Source organism: Rhodococcus sp. WAY2, from assembly GCF_009859915.1.
Lineage (GTDB): Bacteria > Actinomycetota > Actinomycetes > Mycobacteriales > Mycobacteriaceae > Rhodococcus_F > Rhodococcus_F oxybenzonivorans.
In genome coordinates this window covers 1,227,652-1,246,709 of record NZ_CP046572.1, presented here as the reverse complement: position 1 = coordinate 1,246,709, position 19,058 = coordinate 1,227,652, and the positions used below count along the sequence as shown (strand labels likewise).

Annotated in this window: 18 protein-coding genes; 10 read left to right on the top strand and 8 right to left on the bottom strand. The window is 66.6% G+C overall.

Features of this window, described 5'->3' with window-relative positions; genetic code table 11:
• The first annotated feature begins 83 nt into the window (after positions 1-83).
• From GFS60_RS05860 to GFS60_RS05840, 5 genes are all read left to right on the top strand, one after another.
• On the top strand, positions 84-1,526 hold the full coding sequence (locus GFS60_RS05860) for an MDR family MFS transporter (RefSeq protein WP_159919585.1): 1,443 nt from the start codon (positions 84-86) through the stop codon (positions 1,524-1,526).
• Positions 1,527-1,674: 148 nt separating this feature from the next.
• Positions 1,675-2,817, top strand: coding sequence for an isochorismate synthase (locus tag GFS60_RS05855; protein WP_159919583.1), 1,143 nt, complete (start codon positions 1,675-1,677; stop codon positions 2,815-2,817).
• Positions 2,814-3,587 carry a 2,3-dihydro-2,3-dihydroxybenzoate dehydrogenase gene (locus GFS60_RS05850; RefSeq protein WP_159919581.1) on the top strand — a complete coding sequence of 258 codons (774 nt, stop codon included), beginning with the start codon at positions 2,814-2,816 and terminating at the stop codon, positions 3,585-3,587. The genes GFS60_RS05855 and GFS60_RS05850 overlap by 4 nt, the downstream gene beginning before the upstream one ends.
• A gap of 31 nt (positions 3,588-3,618) precedes the next feature.
• Positions 3,619-5,271, top strand: a complete 1,653-nt coding sequence (locus tag GFS60_RS05845) for a (2,3-dihydroxybenzoyl)adenylate synthase (protein WP_159919579.1) — start codon at positions 3,619-3,621, stop codon at positions 5,269-5,271.
• A gap of 95 nt (positions 5,272-5,366) precedes the next feature.
• Entirely contained in the window at positions 5,367-6,137 is a 771-nt protein-coding gene (locus tag GFS60_RS05840; protein WP_159919577.1) for an NRDE family protein, read from the top strand.
• Here GFS60_RS05840 and GFS60_RS05835 read toward each other — a convergent pair.
• The 6 genes from GFS60_RS05835 to GFS60_RS05810 all read right to left on the bottom strand — a co-directional run bounded on the left by GFS60_RS05835 (position 6,130) and on the right by GFS60_RS05810 (position 11,368).
• On the bottom strand, positions 6,130-6,543 hold the full coding sequence (locus tag GFS60_RS05835; protein ID WP_109327128.1) for an HIT family protein: 414 nt from the start codon (positions 6,541-6,543) through the stop codon (positions 6,130-6,132). The two genes, GFS60_RS05840 and GFS60_RS05835, sit on opposite strands and share 8 nt — an antisense overlap.
• A 77-nt stretch (positions 6,544-6,620) precedes the next feature.
• A complete protein-coding gene (purB, locus tag GFS60_RS05830; RefSeq protein WP_159919575.1) occupies positions 6,621-8,042 on the bottom strand; it encodes an adenylosuccinate lyase in 1,422 nt (473 codons plus the stop codon).
• A 22-nt stretch (positions 8,043-8,064) separates the two neighbouring features.
• Positions 8,065-8,694 carry a TetR/AcrR family transcriptional regulator gene (locus GFS60_RS05825; protein ID WP_159919573.1) on the bottom strand — a complete coding sequence of 210 codons (630 nt, stop codon included), beginning with the start codon at positions 8,692-8,694 and terminating at the stop codon, positions 8,065-8,067.
• Positions 8,695-8,770: 76 nt separating this feature from the next.
• A complete protein-coding gene (locus GFS60_RS05820; RefSeq protein WP_159919571.1) occupies positions 8,771-9,196 on the bottom strand; it encodes a DUF1707 SHOCT-like domain-containing protein in 426 nt (141 codons plus the stop codon).
• A 73-nt stretch (positions 9,197-9,269) separates the two neighbouring features.
• Positions 9,270-10,436 (bottom strand): pyridoxal phosphate-dependent aminotransferase, encoded by a 1,167-nt coding sequence (locus tag GFS60_RS05815; RefSeq protein ID WP_159919569.1) that lies wholly within the window; start codon positions 10,434-10,436, stop codon positions 9,270-9,272.
• Positions 10,437-10,459: 23 nt separating this feature from the next.
• The gene (locus GFS60_RS05810) at positions 10,460-11,368 is read right to left on the bottom strand and encodes a LysR family transcriptional regulator (protein WP_159919567.1); all 909 of its coding nucleotides are present in this window, start codon (positions 11,366-11,368) and stop codon (positions 10,460-10,462) included.
• Between the two features lie 119 nt (positions 11,369-11,487).
• On the opposite strand from GFS60_RS05810, the gene GFS60_RS05805 reads away from it, so the two are divergent.
• Together GFS60_RS05805 and GFS60_RS05800 are read left to right on the top strand one after the other, a co-directional pair.
• Positions 11,488-12,861 carry an MFS transporter gene (locus GFS60_RS05805; RefSeq protein WP_159919565.1) on the top strand — a complete coding sequence of 458 codons (1,374 nt, stop codon included), beginning with the start codon at positions 11,488-11,490 and terminating at the stop codon, positions 12,859-12,861.
• On the top strand, positions 12,858-13,610 hold the full coding sequence (locus GFS60_RS05800; protein ID WP_159919563.1) for a 3-hydroxybutyrate dehydrogenase: 753 nt from the start codon (positions 12,858-12,860) through the stop codon (positions 13,608-13,610). Before GFS60_RS05805 ends, GFS60_RS05800 begins: the two co-directional genes overlap by 4 nt.
• Before the next feature lie 77 nt (positions 13,611-13,687).
• On the opposite strand, the gene purD is transcribed toward GFS60_RS05800, so the two are convergent.
• Both purD and GFS60_RS05790 read right to left on the bottom strand, forming a co-directional pair.
• Complete coding sequence (purD, locus tag GFS60_RS05795) at positions 13,688-14,941, bottom strand: phosphoribosylamine--glycine ligase (RefSeq protein WP_159919561.1); 1,254 nt, start codon at positions 14,939-14,941, stop codon at positions 13,688-13,690.
• A gap of 68 nt (positions 14,942-15,009) precedes the next feature.
• Positions 15,010-16,944: an oxidoreductase gene (locus tag GFS60_RS05790; protein WP_159919559.1), complete on the bottom strand. Its 1,935-nt coding sequence runs from the start codon at positions 16,942-16,944 to the stop codon at positions 15,010-15,012.
• Positions 16,945-17,050: 106 nt separating this feature from the next.
• Between GFS60_RS05790 and GFS60_RS05785 the strand changes: the two genes are divergently transcribed.
• From GFS60_RS05785 to GFS60_RS05775, 3 genes are read left to right on the top strand one after another with little or no spacing between them, the layout of a single operon-like run.
• Positions 17,051-17,209 carry a hypothetical protein gene (locus tag GFS60_RS05785; RefSeq protein WP_159919557.1) on the top strand — a complete coding sequence of 53 codons (159 nt, stop codon included), beginning with the start codon at positions 17,051-17,053 and terminating at the stop codon, positions 17,207-17,209.
• Positions 17,206-18,243, top strand: coding sequence for an ABC transporter substrate-binding protein (locus GFS60_RS05780; protein WP_159919555.1), 1,038 nt, complete (start codon positions 17,206-17,208; stop codon positions 18,241-18,243). Before GFS60_RS05785 ends, GFS60_RS05780 begins: the two co-directional genes overlap by 4 nt.
• A complete protein-coding gene (locus tag GFS60_RS05775) occupies positions 18,240-19,016 on the top strand; it encodes an SDR family NAD(P)-dependent oxidoreductase (protein ID WP_159919553.1) in 777 nt (258 codons plus the stop codon). Before GFS60_RS05780 ends, GFS60_RS05775 begins: the two co-directional genes overlap by 4 nt.
• The last annotated feature ends 42 nt before the right edge of the window (positions 19,017-19,058 follow it).

The window sequence follows — 19,058 nt, the reverse complement described above, 5'->3', positions numbered from 1 at the left end:
CGACCGCGCGGAATACTCTCCTGAGCCATGTCGTTACCGTGGGTTACGACATGGTGTGATCCCAGGTACGAATCAGGTGAGCAATGACAACCGACACAGCGCCCGTCGATGTGGGGTTCCGGTCGGAGCGCGGTCCGGTACTCGTGGCGCTGATGCTCACGACATCCCTGGTCGCCCTCGACGCCACCATCATCTCCACCGCGGTATTCACCATCGTCGGCGATCTCGGCGGATTCACCCAGTTCCCCTGGCTGTTCTCTATCTATCTACTCACCCAGGCCGTGTCCGTGCCGATCTACGGCAAACTCGCCGACATCTTCGGCCGGAAACCGGTCATGCTTCTGGGGATCGGCCTCTTCGCGCTCGGGTCGGTCCTCTGCGGGCTCGCCTGGAGCATGCCGGCACTCATCGCCTTCCGCGCCGTGCAGGGCCTCGGGGCAGGCGCGGTCCAGCCCATGAGTATGACCATCGCCGGCGACATCTACACGCTCGCCGAACGTGCAAAAGCGCAGGGCTACCTCGCGAGCGTGTGGGGAATGTCGGCGGTGGTCGGACCGACGCTGGGCGGCGTGTTCTCCGAGTATCTGTCGTGGCGCTGGATCTTCTTCGTGAACATTCCGCTCTGCCTCCTGGCCGCGGTGATGCTGATCCGCAACTTCGACGAGAAGCGGGCGCGGATCCGCCGGTCGATCGACTACCCGGGGGCCGGACTGCTCGCCGTGGGCGCAACGCTCCTCATACTGGGCCTCCTCGAGGGCGGCCAGGCATGGGCGTGGAGTTCGCCGGTCAGTCTGGGAATCTTCGCCGCCGGCGGCGTGTTCCTGTTCGTCTTCGTCCTGGTGGAACGGCGAGCCGCGGAACCCATCCTCCCGCTCTGGGTGTTGACGCGACGAGTCCTCGCCGCGAGTAGCGTCGTCTCGCTTCTGGTCGGCGCCATCGTCCTCGGCCTCACCACGTATGTGCCCACCTTTGCCCAGGGTGTGCTCGGGACGGGCGCGTTGGTGGCCGGGTTCGCACTGGCCACGCTGACCATCGGCTGGCCGATCGCCGCGTCGCTGTCCGGGCGTGTGTACCTGCGCTTCGGATTCCGGGTCACGGCGACGGCGGGCAGTCTGCTGGTCGTCGCGGGCACCGCCCTCACGACCATCCTGTCCATCGAGTCGGCGGTGTGGCAGGTGGCGCTCTGCTGCTTCGTCATCGGCGGCGGGATGGGCCTCGTCGCCAGCCCCACCCTCATCGCCGCGCAGGCCAGCGTCGACTGGTCGGAGCGCGGTGTCGTCACGTCCACCAACATGTTCGCCCGGTCGATCGGCAGCGCCGTCGGGGTCGCCCTCTTCGGAGCCCTCGTCAACGCCCGCCTCGACGGCACCGAGGACCCCGCCCGCGCCGATCTCGCCGACGCCCTGCACCTGGTCTTCGTAGCCGCCCTCGGCGCCGCGGTGATTCTCGTGCTCGCCGCCGTGGCGATGCCGAAGAAGTCCGCCGCTGCACCTACGCCGAGTGCCGCGCCGCCGGCCGGCCAATGACGGTCGCGTCGGGCCCGTCGTTGCAGAAGCCTGCCCTCCCCGCCGCGTGTGGGTGACGTTGACCAGCATCGAAATCGGCACCGAACCAAAGGTTAGGCTAACCATATAGTCTGACGTGAGTTCGCCGGTTATCGAGAGGGGATCACACATGGAATCGACGGCAGTCGCCGAATCCGCCGCCATCGGAACGGATTCACCGTCGAGCACACCGTTCATCCTTTCCCGCCCCCACGGCACGGTCGTTGCCGTGGGAGCCCGTGCGCAGTACGACTCCGCCCTCGCGGCGGCCGAGGCGCTGCGCGACGGGCGTGCCACCGCGATAGTCGGCGCGCTCCCCTTCGACCCCGAACACCCCGCCGCACTCGTCACTCCGCAGTCGCTGAACCACGAACCCGGGAGCTGGAACGGCGAGTACCGCGGAATCCCGCGCATCCGGATCGGATCACCGATTCCCACGGAGGCCGAGCACGTCGCTCGGGTGGAAGCCGCGCTACGCGAATTGCGTTCGGCGGACAACACTCTGGAGAAGGTGGTCCTCGCCCGGTCACTTACACTGCACGCGGACGAACGTCTGCACCCCCATGCATTGCTCGCCCGACTGGTCGCACACGACCAGGGCGGCAACGGTTTCAGCGTCGGTCTGGGCGCGGCTGGAAGCGCCTGGTCGGGAAAGCACCTCGTCGGTTCGAGTCCCGAGGTGCTGATCCGGCGCCGAGGAGACGCGGTGAGCTGTCACCCCCTGGCCGGTTCTGCACCGCGCCGCAGCGACCCCGAGTCGGATCGTCGTACAGGTGAAGGTCTCGCCGCGTCCGAGAAGAATCTGCGTGAACACGCGCTGGTCGTCGACGCGCTCCGGGCGAGCCTCGCACCGCTGTGCACTGAACTCGACATCCCCGACAGTCCGTCCCTCACCCGCACGCCTCACCTCTGGCACCTGGGCACACCCGTCTCGGGTCGGTTGCGAGACCGCTCGGTCACGGCCCTCGACCTCGCCGTAGCGGTGCACCCGACACCCGCCGTCTGTGGCACTCCCACCGACGCCGCACGCCGGCTTATCGCCGAACTCGAGGGCGACCGCGGCTTCTACGCCGGAGCGGTGGGCTGGACCGACTCCGACGGGGACGGCGAATGGATGGTTGGAATCCGGTGCGCCGAGATCGACGCCCGGGGCACCACGATCGTCGCGCACGCGGGCGGTGGCATCGTCGCCGCATCCGACCCTCACGACGAACTCGCCGAGACGACAACGAAGTTGGGGACGATCCTGGCCGGTTTGGGAGTGGAGCTGTGAGCGACGGAATCACCCTCGTCGTCGGCGCGGCCCACGGTATCGGACAGGCCACCGCCGTCACTCTGTCCCGGCGAGGTCATCGCCTGGTGTTGCTCGACCGCGACGGCGACGGGTTGCGCAGCACTGCCGCCCTCCTGGACCGGTCGCCGCTCGACACCGAGGTCGTCGACATCCGCGACTCCGACGCCGTCACAGAATCCGTACGACGCATCGAGGACCGGCACGGCCCTGTCACCGCGCTCGCGCACGTGGCCGGAATACTCGAAACCGGTTCGATACTCGACGCCGATCCCGCGAGCTGGCAACGCGTCTTCGACGTCAACGTCACCGGACTGGTCAACGTGTTGAGGGCCGTCGGAATCGAAATGCGCCAGCGCAGAGAGGGTTCGATTGTCGTGGTGGGCTCCAATGCTGCCGGCGTGCCGCGCACAGGAATGGGCGCGTACGGCGCATCCAAGGCCGCAGTCTCGATGATCGTCCGGGTCCTCGGACTCGAATTGGCCGAGTACGGAATCCGCGCCAACGTCGTGGCACCGGGTTCGACCGACACCGCCATGCAGCGGTCGCTGTGGTCCGACCCCGCCGACGACGAGGGAGCCCGCGCCGCGATCGACGGCGATCTCGCATCGTTCAAGGTCGGCATCCCCCTGGGCCGGATCGCGGAAGCCGCCGACGTCGCCGATTCCGTCGAATTCCTGCTCTCCGATCGCGCGCGGCACATCACCATGCAGGCCCTGTACGTCGACGGCGGCGCCACCCTCCGTGCGTGAGCCCGAACAGCTAGTTGCGAAAGGACTTTCGATGACCACGAGCCTGCGCGCTCCCCTCGCCGACACCACCGGATATCCCGCCTCCTTCGCCGAACGGTATCGGCAGGCCGGTTACTGGACTGACGAGACGTTCCAGCAGTTCCTCGGCGCACGCGCAGTGGAGTTCGAGGATGCCGTTGCGGTGGTGGGGCCGGACGCCACCGGAGGCGAATCGAGCCTCACCTACCGCCAACTCACCGAACGCGCCGGTCGATTGGCGGCCGGACTTTTCGGGTCGGGCATCCACCCCGGTGATCGGGTCGTCGTGCAGTTGCCGAACATCGTCGAGTACGTGGAAGTGGTCTTCGCGCTCTTTCGCCTCGGCGCGTTGCCCGTGTTCGCCTTGCCCGCGCACCGCGAGCGCGAGGTCTCCTACTTTTGCAGTTTCACCGACGCGGCCGCATACATCGTCACCGACCGGCATGCCGGTTTCGATTACCGCGCACTGGCCCGCCAGGTGGTGTCGTCTTCGGAACAGCCGCCGACGGTGATCGTCGCCGGAGACGCGCAGGAATTCGTTGCGCTCGACGATCTGCGGGGTTCGGCGCCGATCACCATCGAGTCGCCGGTCGACGCGGAGTCGGTCGCCTTCCTGCAACTGTCGGGTGGCACCACCGGAGTGTCGAAACTGATCCCTCGCACGCACGCCGACTACCTGTACTCGGTGCGTGAATCGGCTCGCATCTGTGGCGTCGACGAGCACACCCGCATGCTCGTAGTTCTGCCTGCTGCACATAACTTTCCGATGAGCTCGCCCGGCATCCTCGGGGTCCTGCACGCAGGCGGTCGCGTAGTGCTGGCACCGGATCCCAGTCCCGACACGGCCTTCGCCCTCATCGAGCGTGAAGGCATCACCATGGCGTCGCTCGTCCCACCACTGGCACTGGCATGGTTGGCCGCCGCCGCCCGCACCGAACGCGACCTGTCGAGTCTCGAGGTGATACAGGTCGGCGGCGCAAAATTCAGCGCCGAGGCGGCCAAGCGGGTGCGGCCCGAACTGGGATGCACAGTGCAGCAGGTGTTCGGCATGGCGGAGGGCCTCGTCAACTACACGAGACTCGACGACCCGGAGAGCATCCTCGTCTCCACGCAGGGCAGGCCGATCAGCCCCGACGACGAGGTGCTCGTCGTCGACGACCACGACGTACCCGTTCCCGCCGGCGCCTCCGGTCACCTACTCACCCGCGGCCCGTACACCATTCGCGGTTATTACCGAGCGCCCGAACACAATTCGACGGCGTTCACCGACGACGGTTTCTACCGCACCGGTGACATCGTTCGCCTCACCGACGACGGATACCTCGTCGTCGAGGGCCGGGCCAAGGATCAAATCAACCGCGGTGGCGAGAAAGTAGCCGCAGAAGAGGTAGAGAACCACCTCCTGGCACATCCCCGCGTCGCCGACGTCGCAGTGGTGTCGATGCCCGACCCCTACCTCGGCGAACGCACCTGCGCCTTCGTCGTCGTCCTCGGCGAGCAACCGACGCAAGGAGAACTCAAGAAATTCGTGCGCGGCCGCGGCCTCGCCGAGTACAAGGTCCCCGACAAGGTGATGTTCGTCGAACACTTCCCGGTCACAGGCGTGGGCAAGATCAGCAAGTCCGAACTGCGCCGAGCCCTCGAGAAGACCCTCGTAACACCGTAGGTCTCCGCTGTCGTCTTGCCTCGCTTCGCGATGACAGGTGCTGTCAAAACGTGCTGGAACTACCTCGGGGTCCAGCGCGCACTACTGTCGAGAGCATGTGTCTGGTCCTGTTCGCATGGCATTCCCACCCCGACCTTCCCTTGGTGGTGGCAGCCAACCGCGACGAGTTCTACGCCCGCCCCACCGAGCCGCTGCACCGCTGGGACGAGGGTTTCGTCGCCGGCCGGGACCTCCTCGCGGGCGGCACCTGGATGGGAATCAGTGACGGATTACGGTTCGCGGCCGTGACCAACGTCCGCGATGGGTCCCCTGCGGCCGGTGCGTTGTCCCGCGGGCGGCTGCCCGTCGATTTCCTCGTCTCCGAGGACTCGGCGGCCTTTCATGCCGACAGCGTCGCCGCAAACGGCAGTGCGTACGGCAGCTTCAACCTGCTCGTCGCCGACCGGGAGGAACTGTGGTGGTCTACCAACCGGCCACACGGCAAGCGGCACCGTGTGGAACCCGGCATCCACGGGTTGTCCAACGCCGAACTCGACACCCCATGGCCGAAGGTCACCGAGGGCACACGCGCGTTCAGCGCCGCCCTCGCCGCCGACGACGGTAAACCGGACGCCGACCTCGACGCGTATTTCGCCGTCCTCGCCCACAGCGAGCCGGCACCGTGGGAGTCGCTGCCCGACACCGGGGTCGGACGGGACCTTGAACGGGCACTGTCTTCGCGGTTCATTCACTACGGCGAGTACGGTACTCGGGCGTCGACCGTCCTCCGTGTCCGCTCGGACGGCACCTACGACATCACCGAACGCCGCTTCGACCCGAACGGGGTCACCGGCGAAGTCCGGTTCGACTCGGCGCAGGTCAGGTAAGCGACGATCGGATGACGCCGGCAGTCTGCTCCAGCGCCATCCGGCTGGGCGACGTCGGCATTCCGCGCAGCCCGAATCCGTCACCGTTCGTGCGGGGAACGACGTGGAGGTGAACATGGAACACCTCCTGACCGGCGGCGATTCCGTCGGCCAGGAAGAGGTTGACGCCATGGGCGCGTAATGACCCGTGCCGCAACGTGGTCGCGATCCGCTGTCCCGCGGTGAACACTGCGGCACCATCGGCGGGGTCGAGGTCGGACAGTCCGGTGGCGTGCCGCTTGGGAACCACCAGCAGGTGTCCGGGGGTCCACGGCCGGATGTCCATGAACGCCATCACCTCGTCGTTGTCGTACACGACGCTGGCTTCGGCGCGACCAGCGACAATTTCGCAGAAAGTGCAGTTCATGGGGTAGGCACCTCCGGTGCTTGTGCGCCTTTTTGGTAGTTCCCGCTACCAGAAAGGCGCACGGGCGGCGAAGCCGCCTACAGGATCGGGGACGGCTGGTAGGCAGCCGCCTCGGGGTTGGCGTCGACGAGCTTCTGTACCTCGGTCACCACTGCGGCCACCTGAGCTTCGGCCGCGCCGATGAACGCCTTCTTGTCGGCGAGCGCCTCGTCGAGGGCTGCCCGGTCGAGGGGGAGCCGGTCGTCGGCGGCGAGCCGGTCGAGGAGGTCGGGTTCCTTGCCCTGCTCGCGCATGGCCAGTGCGACGGCGACGGCGTGTTCCTTGATGACCTCATGCGCGGTTTCGCGGCCGACACCGGCCCGCACGAGCGCCATGAGGACCTTGGTGGTGGCGAGGAACGGCAGGTACCGGGTGAGTTCCTTCTCGATGACGGCCGGGTAGGCGCCGAATTCGGCGAGCACGGTGAGGAACGTTTCGATCAGTCCGTCGATGGCGAAGAATGCGTCCGGCAGGGCGACCCGGCGCACCACGGAGCAGAACACGTCGCCTTCGTTCCATTGGGCGCCTGCGAGTTCTGCGGCCATCGACGCGTAGCCGCGGAGGACGACCTGCAGTCCGTTGACACGTTCGCAGGAGCGGGTGTTCATCTTGTGCGGCATCGCGGAGGACCCGACCTGGCCGGGCTGGAAGCCCTCGGTGACCAATTCGTGTCCGGCCATCAGGCGGATGGTGTGGGCGAAGGAGGACGGCCCGGCGGCGACCTGGACCAGCGCGGACAGCACGTCGTGGTCGAGCGAACGCGGGTAGACCTGCCCGACACTGGTGAAGACGTGAGCGAAACCGAGGTGCTGCGCCACCTTCCGCTCGAGGGTATCGAGTTTGGCGGCGTCGCCGTCGAGAAGGTCGAGCATGTCCTGCGCGGTTCCCATCGGACCCTTGATGCCGCGCAGGGGGTAACGGTCGATCAGTTCCCGTAGCCGGGTGAGGGCGACGAGCAGTTCGTCTGCGGCGGAGGCGAAGCGCTTGCCGAGGGTGGTGGCCTGCGCCGCCACGTTGTGCGAACGACCGGCCATGACGAGGCCGCTGTACTCGGCGGCACGCTCGGACAGCCGTGCGGCCACCGCGACACCGTGTGCGTACACGTGCTCGAGCGACCGCAGGATCTGCAGCTGTTCGACGTTTTCGGTGAGGTCGCGGCTGGTGAGACCCTTGTGTACCTGCTCGTGACCGGCGAGTGCGTTGAATTCCTCGATGCGGGCCTTCACGTCGTGCCGGGTGACCCGTTCGCGGGCGGCGATGGAGTCGAGGTCGACCTGATCGATGACCCGCTCGTAGTCGGCGAGCGCCTCGGCCGGCACGTCGATGCCGAGTTCCGCCTGGGCACGCAGCACCGCGAGCCACAGCTGGCGTTCGAGCACGATCTTGTGCTCGGGCGACCACAACTCGACGAGTTCGGGGCTGGCGTAACGGTTGGCGAGGACGTTCGGGATGCGGGTCACGAGACTTCAGTTTACGGCGGCGCTAGAGGTGAACGTGGTCCGGCCGGTCCAGCGCCGGCGCGACGAGGTCGACGACGTCGAGCAGCATGGCCCGGGCGAGCCCACGAAGGTCGGGGTCGTGCTCGCCGAGGGCAGTCACCACGGCGCCGTCCACGGTGGCGACCAGGCGGCGCAGTTGTCCTTGCCGCACGTCGCGGTCGGAACGGCGCAGGGCCTCGGTGAGGATGTCGTCGAGCTGTGCTCGCAACCGCAGCTGAACCTCGCGTAGTTCGGGTCGACGCGCGCACGCGGTGAGCCGCTCGTACCGGCAGATCAAGCGTTCGCGACTGTCGTCGCTGATCAGTACCGGCCCGACGAGTAGTTCCACGAGAAGGTCGACGGTGGATTCGCGACCGCGACGACGGTGGGTGACGTCGTCTACCCGCGCCCGCATGACGGTGAGGTCGCGTTCACCGTTGCACTCGACGGCCTTCGCGATCAGCTCTTCGAGCGACGCGAAATAGTAGGTGGTCGATGCCAGCGGAAGGTTCGCGCGCGCGGCCACCGACCGGTGCCGCACCGCTTCGAAGCCGCCCTCCAAAAGCAGGTCGGCGGCAGCGTCGACAAGCGCCTGTCGGCGCCGTTCGCCCTTGGGAGTTGCCGCTGTCGACACCAATTCATCCTGCCAGCCGGGGGTGCCGCACCAGACCGGATTGGACTACAGACCGCGAAGTTTGCGCCGGGCGAAGTCACCAGGCTCGGCAAGAACGGCGACCGAGGTGATGCCGTGCGAGGACGAGCCAGATGATCGGAAGGAAGACGAGAGGCGGCACGCGGACGACGAGGACCCACAGGACCGCGGCGAGCACCGCGATCACGAACAGCAGCGTGCGCAGGGCCGCGGCCTCGCGTCCCGGATCCCGGCGGCTCGGCTCCGGCTCGTACTCGCCTTCGGTCCCGAAGCGCTGTTCGCCCGGAAGATCCGCGAACAGAGGTGCGAGGTCGGCTGCGGTCTTGGCGAGATACGCCTGACGGACCCGAGCATCGAACTCGTCGATGTCGAGGCGGCCGGCCGCAAAGTGTGCGGCGAGTGCCGTTGCGGCCTGCTCCCGCTCCAGGGTTCCTATGCGGAGTCCACCAGGAGTGGAAGGGTCTGGGTTGCTGATTTCGCTCATGGTTTCGCCTTTTGCCCGCGTGCGCCGCAACACTGTAATCCTGGTCATAGTGTAGGCCGACTTCGGTCGATCGCTAGAGCCAGCGCCGCAGCCGGATCAGCGCTTCCCGCACTTCCGCGGTGGACCCGGCGAACGAGAGACGGATGGTCCTGTTCCCGTGGACGGTGTCGAAGTCGATGCCGGGTGCCAGTGCCAGACCCGTGTCCTGCAGCAGTCGCGAGCACCACTGCGTCGACGTGTCACCATGGGCCCCACCGAGGAGATGACCGATGTCGGCGTACACGTAGAACGCACCGTCCGCGGGCGCCAGCTCGGTGATACCCAGTTCCGGTAGTCCCGTGAGAAGCAGTTCGCGGTTCACGGCGTAACGCTGGACGTGCGAATCGAGTTCGGCCCGCGACTCCGGTGTGAACGCCGCGATCGCCGCGTACTGCGAAATCGCCGGTGGGCACACCGTCATGTTCGACGCCAGGCGCTGCAGGGCACCCCTCAACCCGGCGGGTACCAGCATCCACCCCAGCCGCCAGCCAGTCATCGAGAAGTACTTGGACACCGACCCGACGACGACGGATTCCCGCGACGTCTCCCAGGCGCTCGTCATCGTCTGCCCGCCGTATCCGATGCCGTGGTAGATCTCGTCGGATATCAGGAGGGTGCCGTGGTCGTCGCACCACCGAGCGAGACCCGCCAATTCTTCGGGATCGATCACGGTTCCGGTGGGGTTGGCGGGACTCGCGACGATGAGACCGGCCGGGGCTTCGGGGAGCGCCTCGAGCATCGCGACCGTCGGCTGGAATCGGGTGTCGGCACCGCAATCGAGTTCGACGACGTGGCAACCGAGGGCGGCGAGGGTATTGCGGTACGCCGGGTAACCCGGGCGAGCGACGACCACGGTGTCGCCCGCATCGAAAGCGGCGAGGAACAGCAACGTGAAAGCTCCGGAGGAACCCGTGGTCACCACCACGTCCTCGGCGTCGACGTCGATACCGGACTTGGTGGAGTGGTACTCGGCGATCGCGTCGCGGAGTCCCAGGATTCCGAACGTCTCGGTGTAGCCGAGCAGGTGTCCGTCGAGGACCTGCCGGGTGGCGCTCAGCACGGGCTTAGGCGCCGGGGTCGAAGGCTGCCCCGCTGCGAGAGTCAGCACGTCCCCGTGGGTCCGTTCGCGCTCGGCGGCGGCCTTCCACACGTCCATCACGTGGAAGGTCTGAATGTCGGATCGCTGAGATTCGGAGCGCACCCCTCGACGCTAGCGTGACACCGTCAACGCCCGGCCAACGCATCCCGTTGGGACTCGACCGTCTCGCGGACGGCAGCCACGACTGCAGCCACCTCGGGCCTGCGGAGCGATTCGGGACGCGCGACGAGCCAGTACGCGAGCGTCGCCTCCACCTGTCCGGGCAGCACGCGAACGAGGTCGTCGTGCCGGTCGGCCATGAAGCACGGCAACAGCCCGATCCCCGCGGCGGCGCGGGTGGCCTCCACATGGACGAACACGTTGGTCGAGGTCACCGACTCCCGCATCGACACGGTGAGCCGGCGCGCCAGGTCCAGTTCGTCGACCTGCAGCATCGAGTCGATGAAGTACACCAGGGAATGGTCGGCGAGTTCGACGACGGTCCGCGGAGTGCCCTTCCGCTCGAGATACGACCGCGACGCATACAGACCGAGGGTGTAATCGGCCAGCCAGACGGCCTCGGCGCGGTGCACCTGCGGTTTGCCCACGACCACCTCGATGTCGAGACCCGAACGGTGCTGTGAGGCCCGGCGTGTGACCGCGACGATCTCCACGGACACCTCGGGATGTCGGCGGCGAATCAACGCGCCCGCGGGTGCTGCGATGTACGCACTGAACCCGTCCGTAGCCGAGACGCGCACCACGCCCTTGAGGCCATCACCGCCGCCTGGCTCGGCGACGAGGCCGTGCACAGCGGCTTCCACCCGCTCGGCCGCGGTCAGGGCCTGCTGCCCCAGTTCGGTGAGTTCCCATCCGCCGGCGGCCTTCACGAGCACACGACCGCCGAGGGTTCTCTCGAGGTTCGTGATGCGCCGGGAGATGGTGGTGTGATTTACACCGAGGTCGTCGGCCGCGGTGTTGAAGCGGCCGGTGCGTCCCACCGCCAACAGCACGAGCAGGTCATCTGCGCTGGGCATGGACGTTTCGGAAGTCATGTCTGCATATTTGCACACGGGGGTTGCATCATGCGCCATTGTGTGCACACAAATATGCATCAATACTCGGCAGACAACACCCGATGTGTCCCCAGTCACAGGGCAGCAAGGAGCGGCAGATGAGCGTCGACGAGACACTACGCACGGAAGAGACCCCACCGTCGGGGCTGAAGAAGGTGGTCGGCGCGTCGATGGCCGGCACCGTGGTCGAGTGGTACGAGTTCTTCCTCTACGGCACGGCGGCGACCCTGGTCTTCAGTAAGGTCTTCTTCGCGGCCGGAGACAACGAACTCGATGCCATCATCGCGGCCTTCGTCACCTACGCGGTCGGCTTCGTCGCCCGACCGCTCGGCGGCATCGTCTTCGGCCACTTCGGTGACAAGTTCGGCCGCAAGCAGCTGCTGCAGTTCAGCCTCGTCCTCGTGGGCACCGCCACCTTCCTCATGGGCTGCCTGCCCACCTTCGCTCAAATCGGTTACTGGGCGCCGGCGTTACTCGTCACGCTTCGCTTCATCCAGGGCTTCGCGGTCGGTGGCGAATGGGGCGGCGCGGTGCTCCTCGTCGCCGAGCACAGCCCCAGCCGGTCGCGCGGGTTCTGGGCTTCCTGGCCGCAGGCCGGCGTTCCGGCCGGCAACCTGGTGGCCACCGTCGTACTGCTCATCCTGACGACGACCCTCCCGGACGCAGCCTTCCTGAGCTGGGGCTGGCGGGTGGCCTTCTGGCTCTCCGCCGTGATCGTCCTGGTCGGCTACTACATTCGCACCAAGGTGACCGATGCGCCGATCTTCCTCCAGGCCCAGAAGGATGCCGAGAAGATCAAGGAGACGTCGTTCAACGTCTTCGAGGTGGTCAAGCGCTACCCGCGCGGCGTCTTCACGGCAATGGGACTGCGGTTCGGCGAGAACGTCATGTACTACCTCGTCGTCACCTTTTCGATCACCTACCTCAAGGTGGTGGTCCACACCGACACCGCGCAGATCCTGTGGTGGATGCTGATCGCGCATGCGGTGCACTTCGCGGTGATCCCGCTGGTGGGACGGTTGTCCGACAGCATCGGCCGCCGCCCTGTCTACATGATCGGTGCTCTGACCGCGGGAACCTGGGGTTTCTTTGCCTTCCCGATGATGAACAGCGGCCACAACGCCGTCATCCTCGGCGCCATCGTCATCGGCCTGGTGTTCCACGCCTTCATGTACGCGGGCCAGCCCGCGATCATGGCGGAGATGTTCCCCACCCGGATGCGCTACTCGGGCGTCTCGCTCGGCTACCAAGTGACGTCGATCGTGGCCGGCTCCCTGGCCCCCATCATCGCGGCGAGCCTGTTGAACAGGTACCACTCCTCGGTCCCCATCGCGATCTACCTCGCGATCGCCTCGCTCGTCACCGTCGTCGCCGTGGTCGTCGCCAAGGAGACCAAGGGCATCTCCCTCGAATCGATCGACGCGGCCGACGCCCGTACCCTGGCCGCGGAAAAGGCCGGAGCGCCGGCATGACCGCCCGCGACCTCTCCGGCCGCACAGCCCTCGTCACCGGTGGCGCGAGCGGAATCGGTGCAGCGTGCGCGCGACACCTGGCCGCGCGTGGAGCACAGGTCACCGTCGCAGACCTCGACGATGTCGCGGCCAAGACGCTCGCCGAGGAGATCGACGGAAGCGCCTGGCACGTGGACCTTCTCGACACCGATCAGCTCGCCGATCTGCGCCTGAAGACAGACATCCTCGTCAACAACGCCGGTATCCAGAGCGTCAGCCCCATCGAGGAATTCCGCGTCGAGGACTTCCGCCGGATCCAGACACTGATGGTGGAGGCACCGTTCCTGCTCATCCGTGCCGCGCTCCCCCACATGTACGCGCAGGGATTCGGCCGGATAGTGAATGTGTCCTCCGTGCACGGACTTCGGGCTTCGACATTCAAGGTGGCGTACGTGACGGCCAAACACGCGCTCGAGGGCATGTCCAAGGTGACCGCCCTCGAGGGTGGGTCGCACGGTGTGACCAGCAACTGCGTCAATCCCGGTTACGTGTCGACGCCGTTGGTGCAGAAGCAGATCGCCGATCAGGCACAGCTGCACGGCGTCAGTGAGGCCGACGTGGTCGAGAAGGTGATGCTCACCGAGAGCGCGATCAAACGGCTGGTGGAACCGGATGAGGTCGCTTCCCTCGTCGGATGGCTGGCCTCAGCGGACGCCGGCATGGTCACCGGCGCCTCGTACACCATCGACGGCGGGTGGACGGCGCGATAACCAACCGGCCCGGAAAAGGCGTGCACCCCTGAAATGTTCAGGGGTGCACGCCTTTCAGTACTCGAACAGGAACAGGCCTAGGGGATAGCTATACGCCCCTCGACTGCGGCCAGCCCGATGTCCTTACGGAAGTGGCTGCCCGGCAGCTTGATTGCGGCGATCTTGGCGTAGGCGTCCTCGCGTGCTTCGCTGAGGTTCGCGCCGACCCCGACAACACTGAGTACACGCCCGCCCGCCGACACCACCTGTCCGTCGACGAGCTTCGTGCCGGCATGGAGAACGCCCTCCCCGTCGGCGCCGCTGATCACGTCACCCGTGCGGGGCGTCGCCGGATAGTGCTCGGCCGCCACCACCACGGTGACCGCCGAACCGTCCTGCCATTCGAGCGGCGGAACCTGATCGAGCGTGCCGGTGGCCGCCGCGTTCAGCAGCTCACCCAGCGGACTCTTCAGCAGGGCGAGTACCGCCTGGGTCTCGGGGTCGCCGAAGCGGCAGTTGAACTCGACCACGGCGGGGCCATCTTTGCCGATTGCCAGACCGGCGTACAGCAGGCCGCTGAAGGAGCTGCCCCGGGCGACGAGCTCCGCCGCGACGGGCTTGACGACGTCGTCGACGATCTGCGTGACCATCTTCTCGGGCAGCCACGGCAGCGGGGTGTACGCGCCCATCCCGCCGGTGTTGGGTCCGGTGTCACCGTCGCCGACGCGCTTGTGGTCCTGGGCAGGGAGGAGCGGCACCACGGTGTCGCCGTCGACGACGCAGAACAGCGACACCTCGGGGCCGTCGAGGAACGATTCGAGGAGGACCGGGTGCCCGTTTTCGAGCAATTCGGCGGCGTGATCGCGGGCAGCGTCCCGGTCGGTGGTGACCACGACGCCCTTGCCTGCCGCGAGGCCGTCGTCCTTGACCACCCAGTTGGGTCCGAAGCGGTCGAGGGCTTCGTCCAGCTTGGCGGGAGAATCGACGACCTCACTGTGCGCGGTCTTCACACCGGCGGCGGCCATCACGTCCTTGGCGAACGCCTTGGAACCCTCGATGCGCGCGGCATCGGCCGAAGGGCCGAAGCAGGCGATTCCCGCCGCGCGGACGGCGTCCGCAACACCCAGCACCAGCGGGACCTCGGGGCCCACCACGACCAGGTCGGCTTCGACCTTCTTCGCGAGATCGGCGACTGCCTCCCCGGAGGCGATGTCGACGGAGTGCTGCTCGGCGATCTTGGCTATCCCGGCGTTCCCGGGAGCGCACATCAGGGCAGTGACACCTGGATCACGAGCGAGGGCGAGGAGGAGGGCATGTTCACGGGCTCCGGAGCCGATAACGAGTACGCGCACGGTGTCAGCGTACGGGCCCCGGAATGCCACCGGTGAGGGTGGCCGGGAACACCCCCTGTGAGTACTTCTTAACAGCGGGCGGTTAAGAAGTACTCACGGGCGACGGCACTACCCTCCGCGACGGCGTGGGCGACTTTGCGCGGAACGAGTGCGTCGCCGATGACATGGACGCGTGCGCCTTCCGGCGCGAGGAGCGACCAGTCGAGCGAGCGCCGCTCACCGGCAACGACTACCCGGTCGACGTCGAGACGCGCCTTCTCCCCCGACAGGGTGTTCTCGAACTCGACCGTGCTGTCGGAGACGCCTACCAGCGAGGACAGCACCTGCACGTCGACCGGTTTGCCCGACAGCCGACGCAGATACTGGACGCGACTCTCCGGAGGAAGACCGGAGGCGAAGGCCGGGGCAGGCGTCAGGACCGTCACGCGGTCGGCGCCCGCGGCGAGCGCCGCTTCGACCGAACTTGCCGCAGGCCACAGCCCGAATCCGTCGTCGACCACCACGACGTGGCCGGCGCCGCGCAGCAGCTCTCCTCCCCCGATCAGCGCCTGCGAGGAGAGCAGGGACTGCGCCCCTACCGCTTCCGCAGGAAAGGTATCCACGGCACCGACGGCCAGGACCACCTCATCGAAATCCTCCAACTCCGTGGCGCATACCGCGTGGCCCAGGCGGATCGACACCCGCGGCATGGCGACCGAGTAGTAGTCGAGGAGGCGACGCCAACCGCTGCGGTTCGGCGCGTCCGCGGCTATCGCAAGCTGGCCACCTATCCGCTCTCGCTGTTCGAAGAGTGTGACGTCGTGGTCGGATGCGAGCCGCATCGCACACTCGAGCCCGGCGGGACCGGCGCCTACAACGGCGATTCTTCGCCGGGTACTCGATCGACGCGTGGGACCCAGCGTCAACGGATGCGCGGGACGCGTGGACTGGCCCGGTGGTGCAAGGTCAGGATTGACCGAGCAGAGAAGGACCGGGTCGAATGCCCTGCAGTCCTCGTTGCACGACACACAAGGTCGGATCGACGCTTCCTGGCCGGTCAGTATTTTTCTGGGGAAGTTGGGGTCCGCTATGAGCGGCCGGGCGACACCGACGAGGTCGGCTCCCGACTGCAGTGCTGCTTCGATGGATGCACCGGTGCGAAAGGACTGTGACACCAGCAGCGGCGTCCGGGTGGCGGCACGCAACCGTCCGACCTCACCGAGTAGCGGTGGGTCGGCGACAGCCATGTCGCGGACGTAGGTGGTGCGAACGCCGACGGTGACGTTGACGTAGTCGAACTCGGAGAGGTGCGGCAGCACCTCGCAGAGCCCGTCCACACTCAGGCCGGCCTCGTCTTCGCCTTCGGCAGACACGCGAACGCCCAGGACGACACCGGGGCAGGCGTCACGAATAGCGGACGCGATGCGGTCGAGGATGAGGACACGCCGAGCAACCGTTGCAGCGTCTGGGCCGAAGTTGGTGTTCGGTGAAAGGAATTGCGCCAGCAGATATCCGTGCGCTGCGTGCAGTTCGACGACCTGAAAGCCGGCGGTCCACGCGTGAACAGCGGATACACGGAAGGCGTCGACGATCCCGTCGACATCGGCGTGAGAGAGGACGCGTGGTCGCGTCGGTTCACGAGGCGAGCGGACGTCGGTGGGTGCGACGGGATGGCTCCACAGTTCGGCGCCGAGCGTTTCGCGCCCGAGGTGCACGAGCTGGCAGGCCGCTGCGGCTCCCTCGTCGGTGATCGCCCGCGCCCGCGCCTCGAGACCGGCGACGACTTCGGGACGCCAGGCCTCGGTGATGTTGCCGTTGCGATTACTCGAACCGGGTGCCACCACGGTGCCGCCGACGATGAGCATTCCGGCGCCGCCGGCCGCACTGCGGCGCCAGTAGTCAGCGTCTCCGGGTGACGGGATACCGCCGGCGACTGCCCCGGATGCGTGCGCCGTGCCGACCAGCCGGTTCTTCAACCGGAGTGAGCCGAGCTGTAGCGACTGCGCCGCACGAAGTGTCGTCATGCCAACCTCCTAAGTGAACTGGATTCACTTCACGCTAGCAGGTGATTGACATCACAAGAAGATTTCCTTAGATTCAAACTGATATCAGTTCACTTCAGGAGGCATCATGCCGTTCGTTCTCGTCGACCGCGCAGCAGCGGACGCCGCCCCAGTGCTCCGCAACGACGCGGACACGGACGGAGGTGGCGCGCCTCCCCTCGATCCGTCACCGAACACACAGGTTCGCATTCCGCGAACCGATTCCGGAAGGACCTTCATGCCATGAGAAGTGTGCCGATAAAGCTGATAGCCGTCGCGGTGGTCGCCGCTTTCGCCTCCGCCGCTTGCGGATCCGGTGGTTCCGGTGTCAATAGACCAGTGTCCGGCAGTTGGGACGACGTCGTTGCCGCAGCCAAAGGCGAAGGCAGTGTGCTGCTGTACTCGAGCCAACTACCCGCCAACCTCGAAGCCCTCGAAGTGGCCTTCGAACAGGAGTATCCCGAGATCTCCCTCGAGTATGTCCGGGGAACTGACGCCGACATCAACCCGAAGGTCGAGGTCGAGAATCAGACGAAGCGCGGCACCGCCGATGTGCACATGATGACCGACGCCGCGTGGATCGAAACAGCTGCCGCGTCGGGCACCTACTCGACCGACCTCATCGGCCCGGCATTCGATGCGCCGGACTACGAACCACAGTCGAGCATCATTTCGGACAAGTTCTTCCTGACGAGTGCGGCGGTCTTCGCACTCGGATGGAACACGACGGCGCTTCCGGGCGGGCTCCGGAAGCCGGCAGACCTCCTCGACCCGGCGTTGAAGGGCAAGATAGGTATCGTCAACCCATCGGGGATCGCCTCCTACGTCGATTTCTACCGCTTCTTCGAGAAGAACTTCGGTGCCGATTACCTTCAGAAGCTTGCGGAGCTGGAACCGCGGATCTACCCGAGTGCATTGGGGGTTGCTCAGGCCCTGACCTCCGGCGAGATTGTCGCAACCCCGGTCGTGCAACCTTTGGTGCGCGAGAAGGAATCGGGCGCACCGGTAGACTGGGCCCTGCCCTCACCCCCGTGGGGAACGCCTTGGTTCACGCACGCTCTTTCCGCGGCACCGCACCCGAATGCGGCTCAGGTGCTGGCGAATTTCATGGTCACTCCGGCCGGCCAGAAGGCATTGTCACTCGGCTACGCGAGCGCCCTCCCCAACATCGAAGGCAGCGTCGCACGAGCCCAGGACATCACTCTGCCCAATCCTTCCGATCTGACGCCCGAATCACTCACCGAATACCAATCCGACTGGGAACAGCGATTCATCCAGTGACTACATACGACGCGCGACTGCGCGACACCTGCGCTCTCGTCACCGGTGCTGCACGAGGGATAGGCGCCGCAACCGCCAAACTCTTCCACGCCCACGGGGCAACGGTCTACCTGTGCGATGTCGACGACGACCTCGGCAACGGCGTTGCGGCGAAACTCGGTGCGCGGGCGCACTACCGGCACCTGGACGTCACCGAGGAGTCTCAGTGGAAGCGCGTGACCACCGAGATGGCAGATCGCGGGCATCCGATGCGGATCCTCGTCAATTCCGCAGGCGCCGCTTCCAAAGCCTCCATCATGGAGACTTCGCTCGCCGACCTGCGGCGCATGATCGACCTCAATCTCGTGGGCACCTTCCTCGGCCTGCAAGCCGCAGGCGCGGCGATGACCACCGGGGGCTCCGTCGTCAACCTCTCTTCGCTGCGTGGTGTTCTCGCGACTGCCGAGCTCGGTGCGTACGGTGCATCGAAGTTCGGTGTTCGCGCCCTGACCCGCGTTGCGGCGCTGGAGTTCGCGGAATCGAATATCCGGGTCAACGCGGTCTGCCCGGGCAGCATCGACACGGCAATCACCGCCGGCTCCGACTTCGCCGACGATGACATGGAGGCCTACGTGAAATCCATTCCGTTGCAACGACGGGGACTGCCACTGGAGGTGGCGAAGGCCATTCTATTCCTCGCGTGCGAGGACAGTAGTTACATCACCGGCTCCGATCTCATGATCGATGGCGGAACCTCCGCGGGCGCAAGGACCCCGAAGCGTTCGTCGCCGTGAGGCCCAGTTGCCCACAGCGTCTTGCACCGGGGTCACACCAGC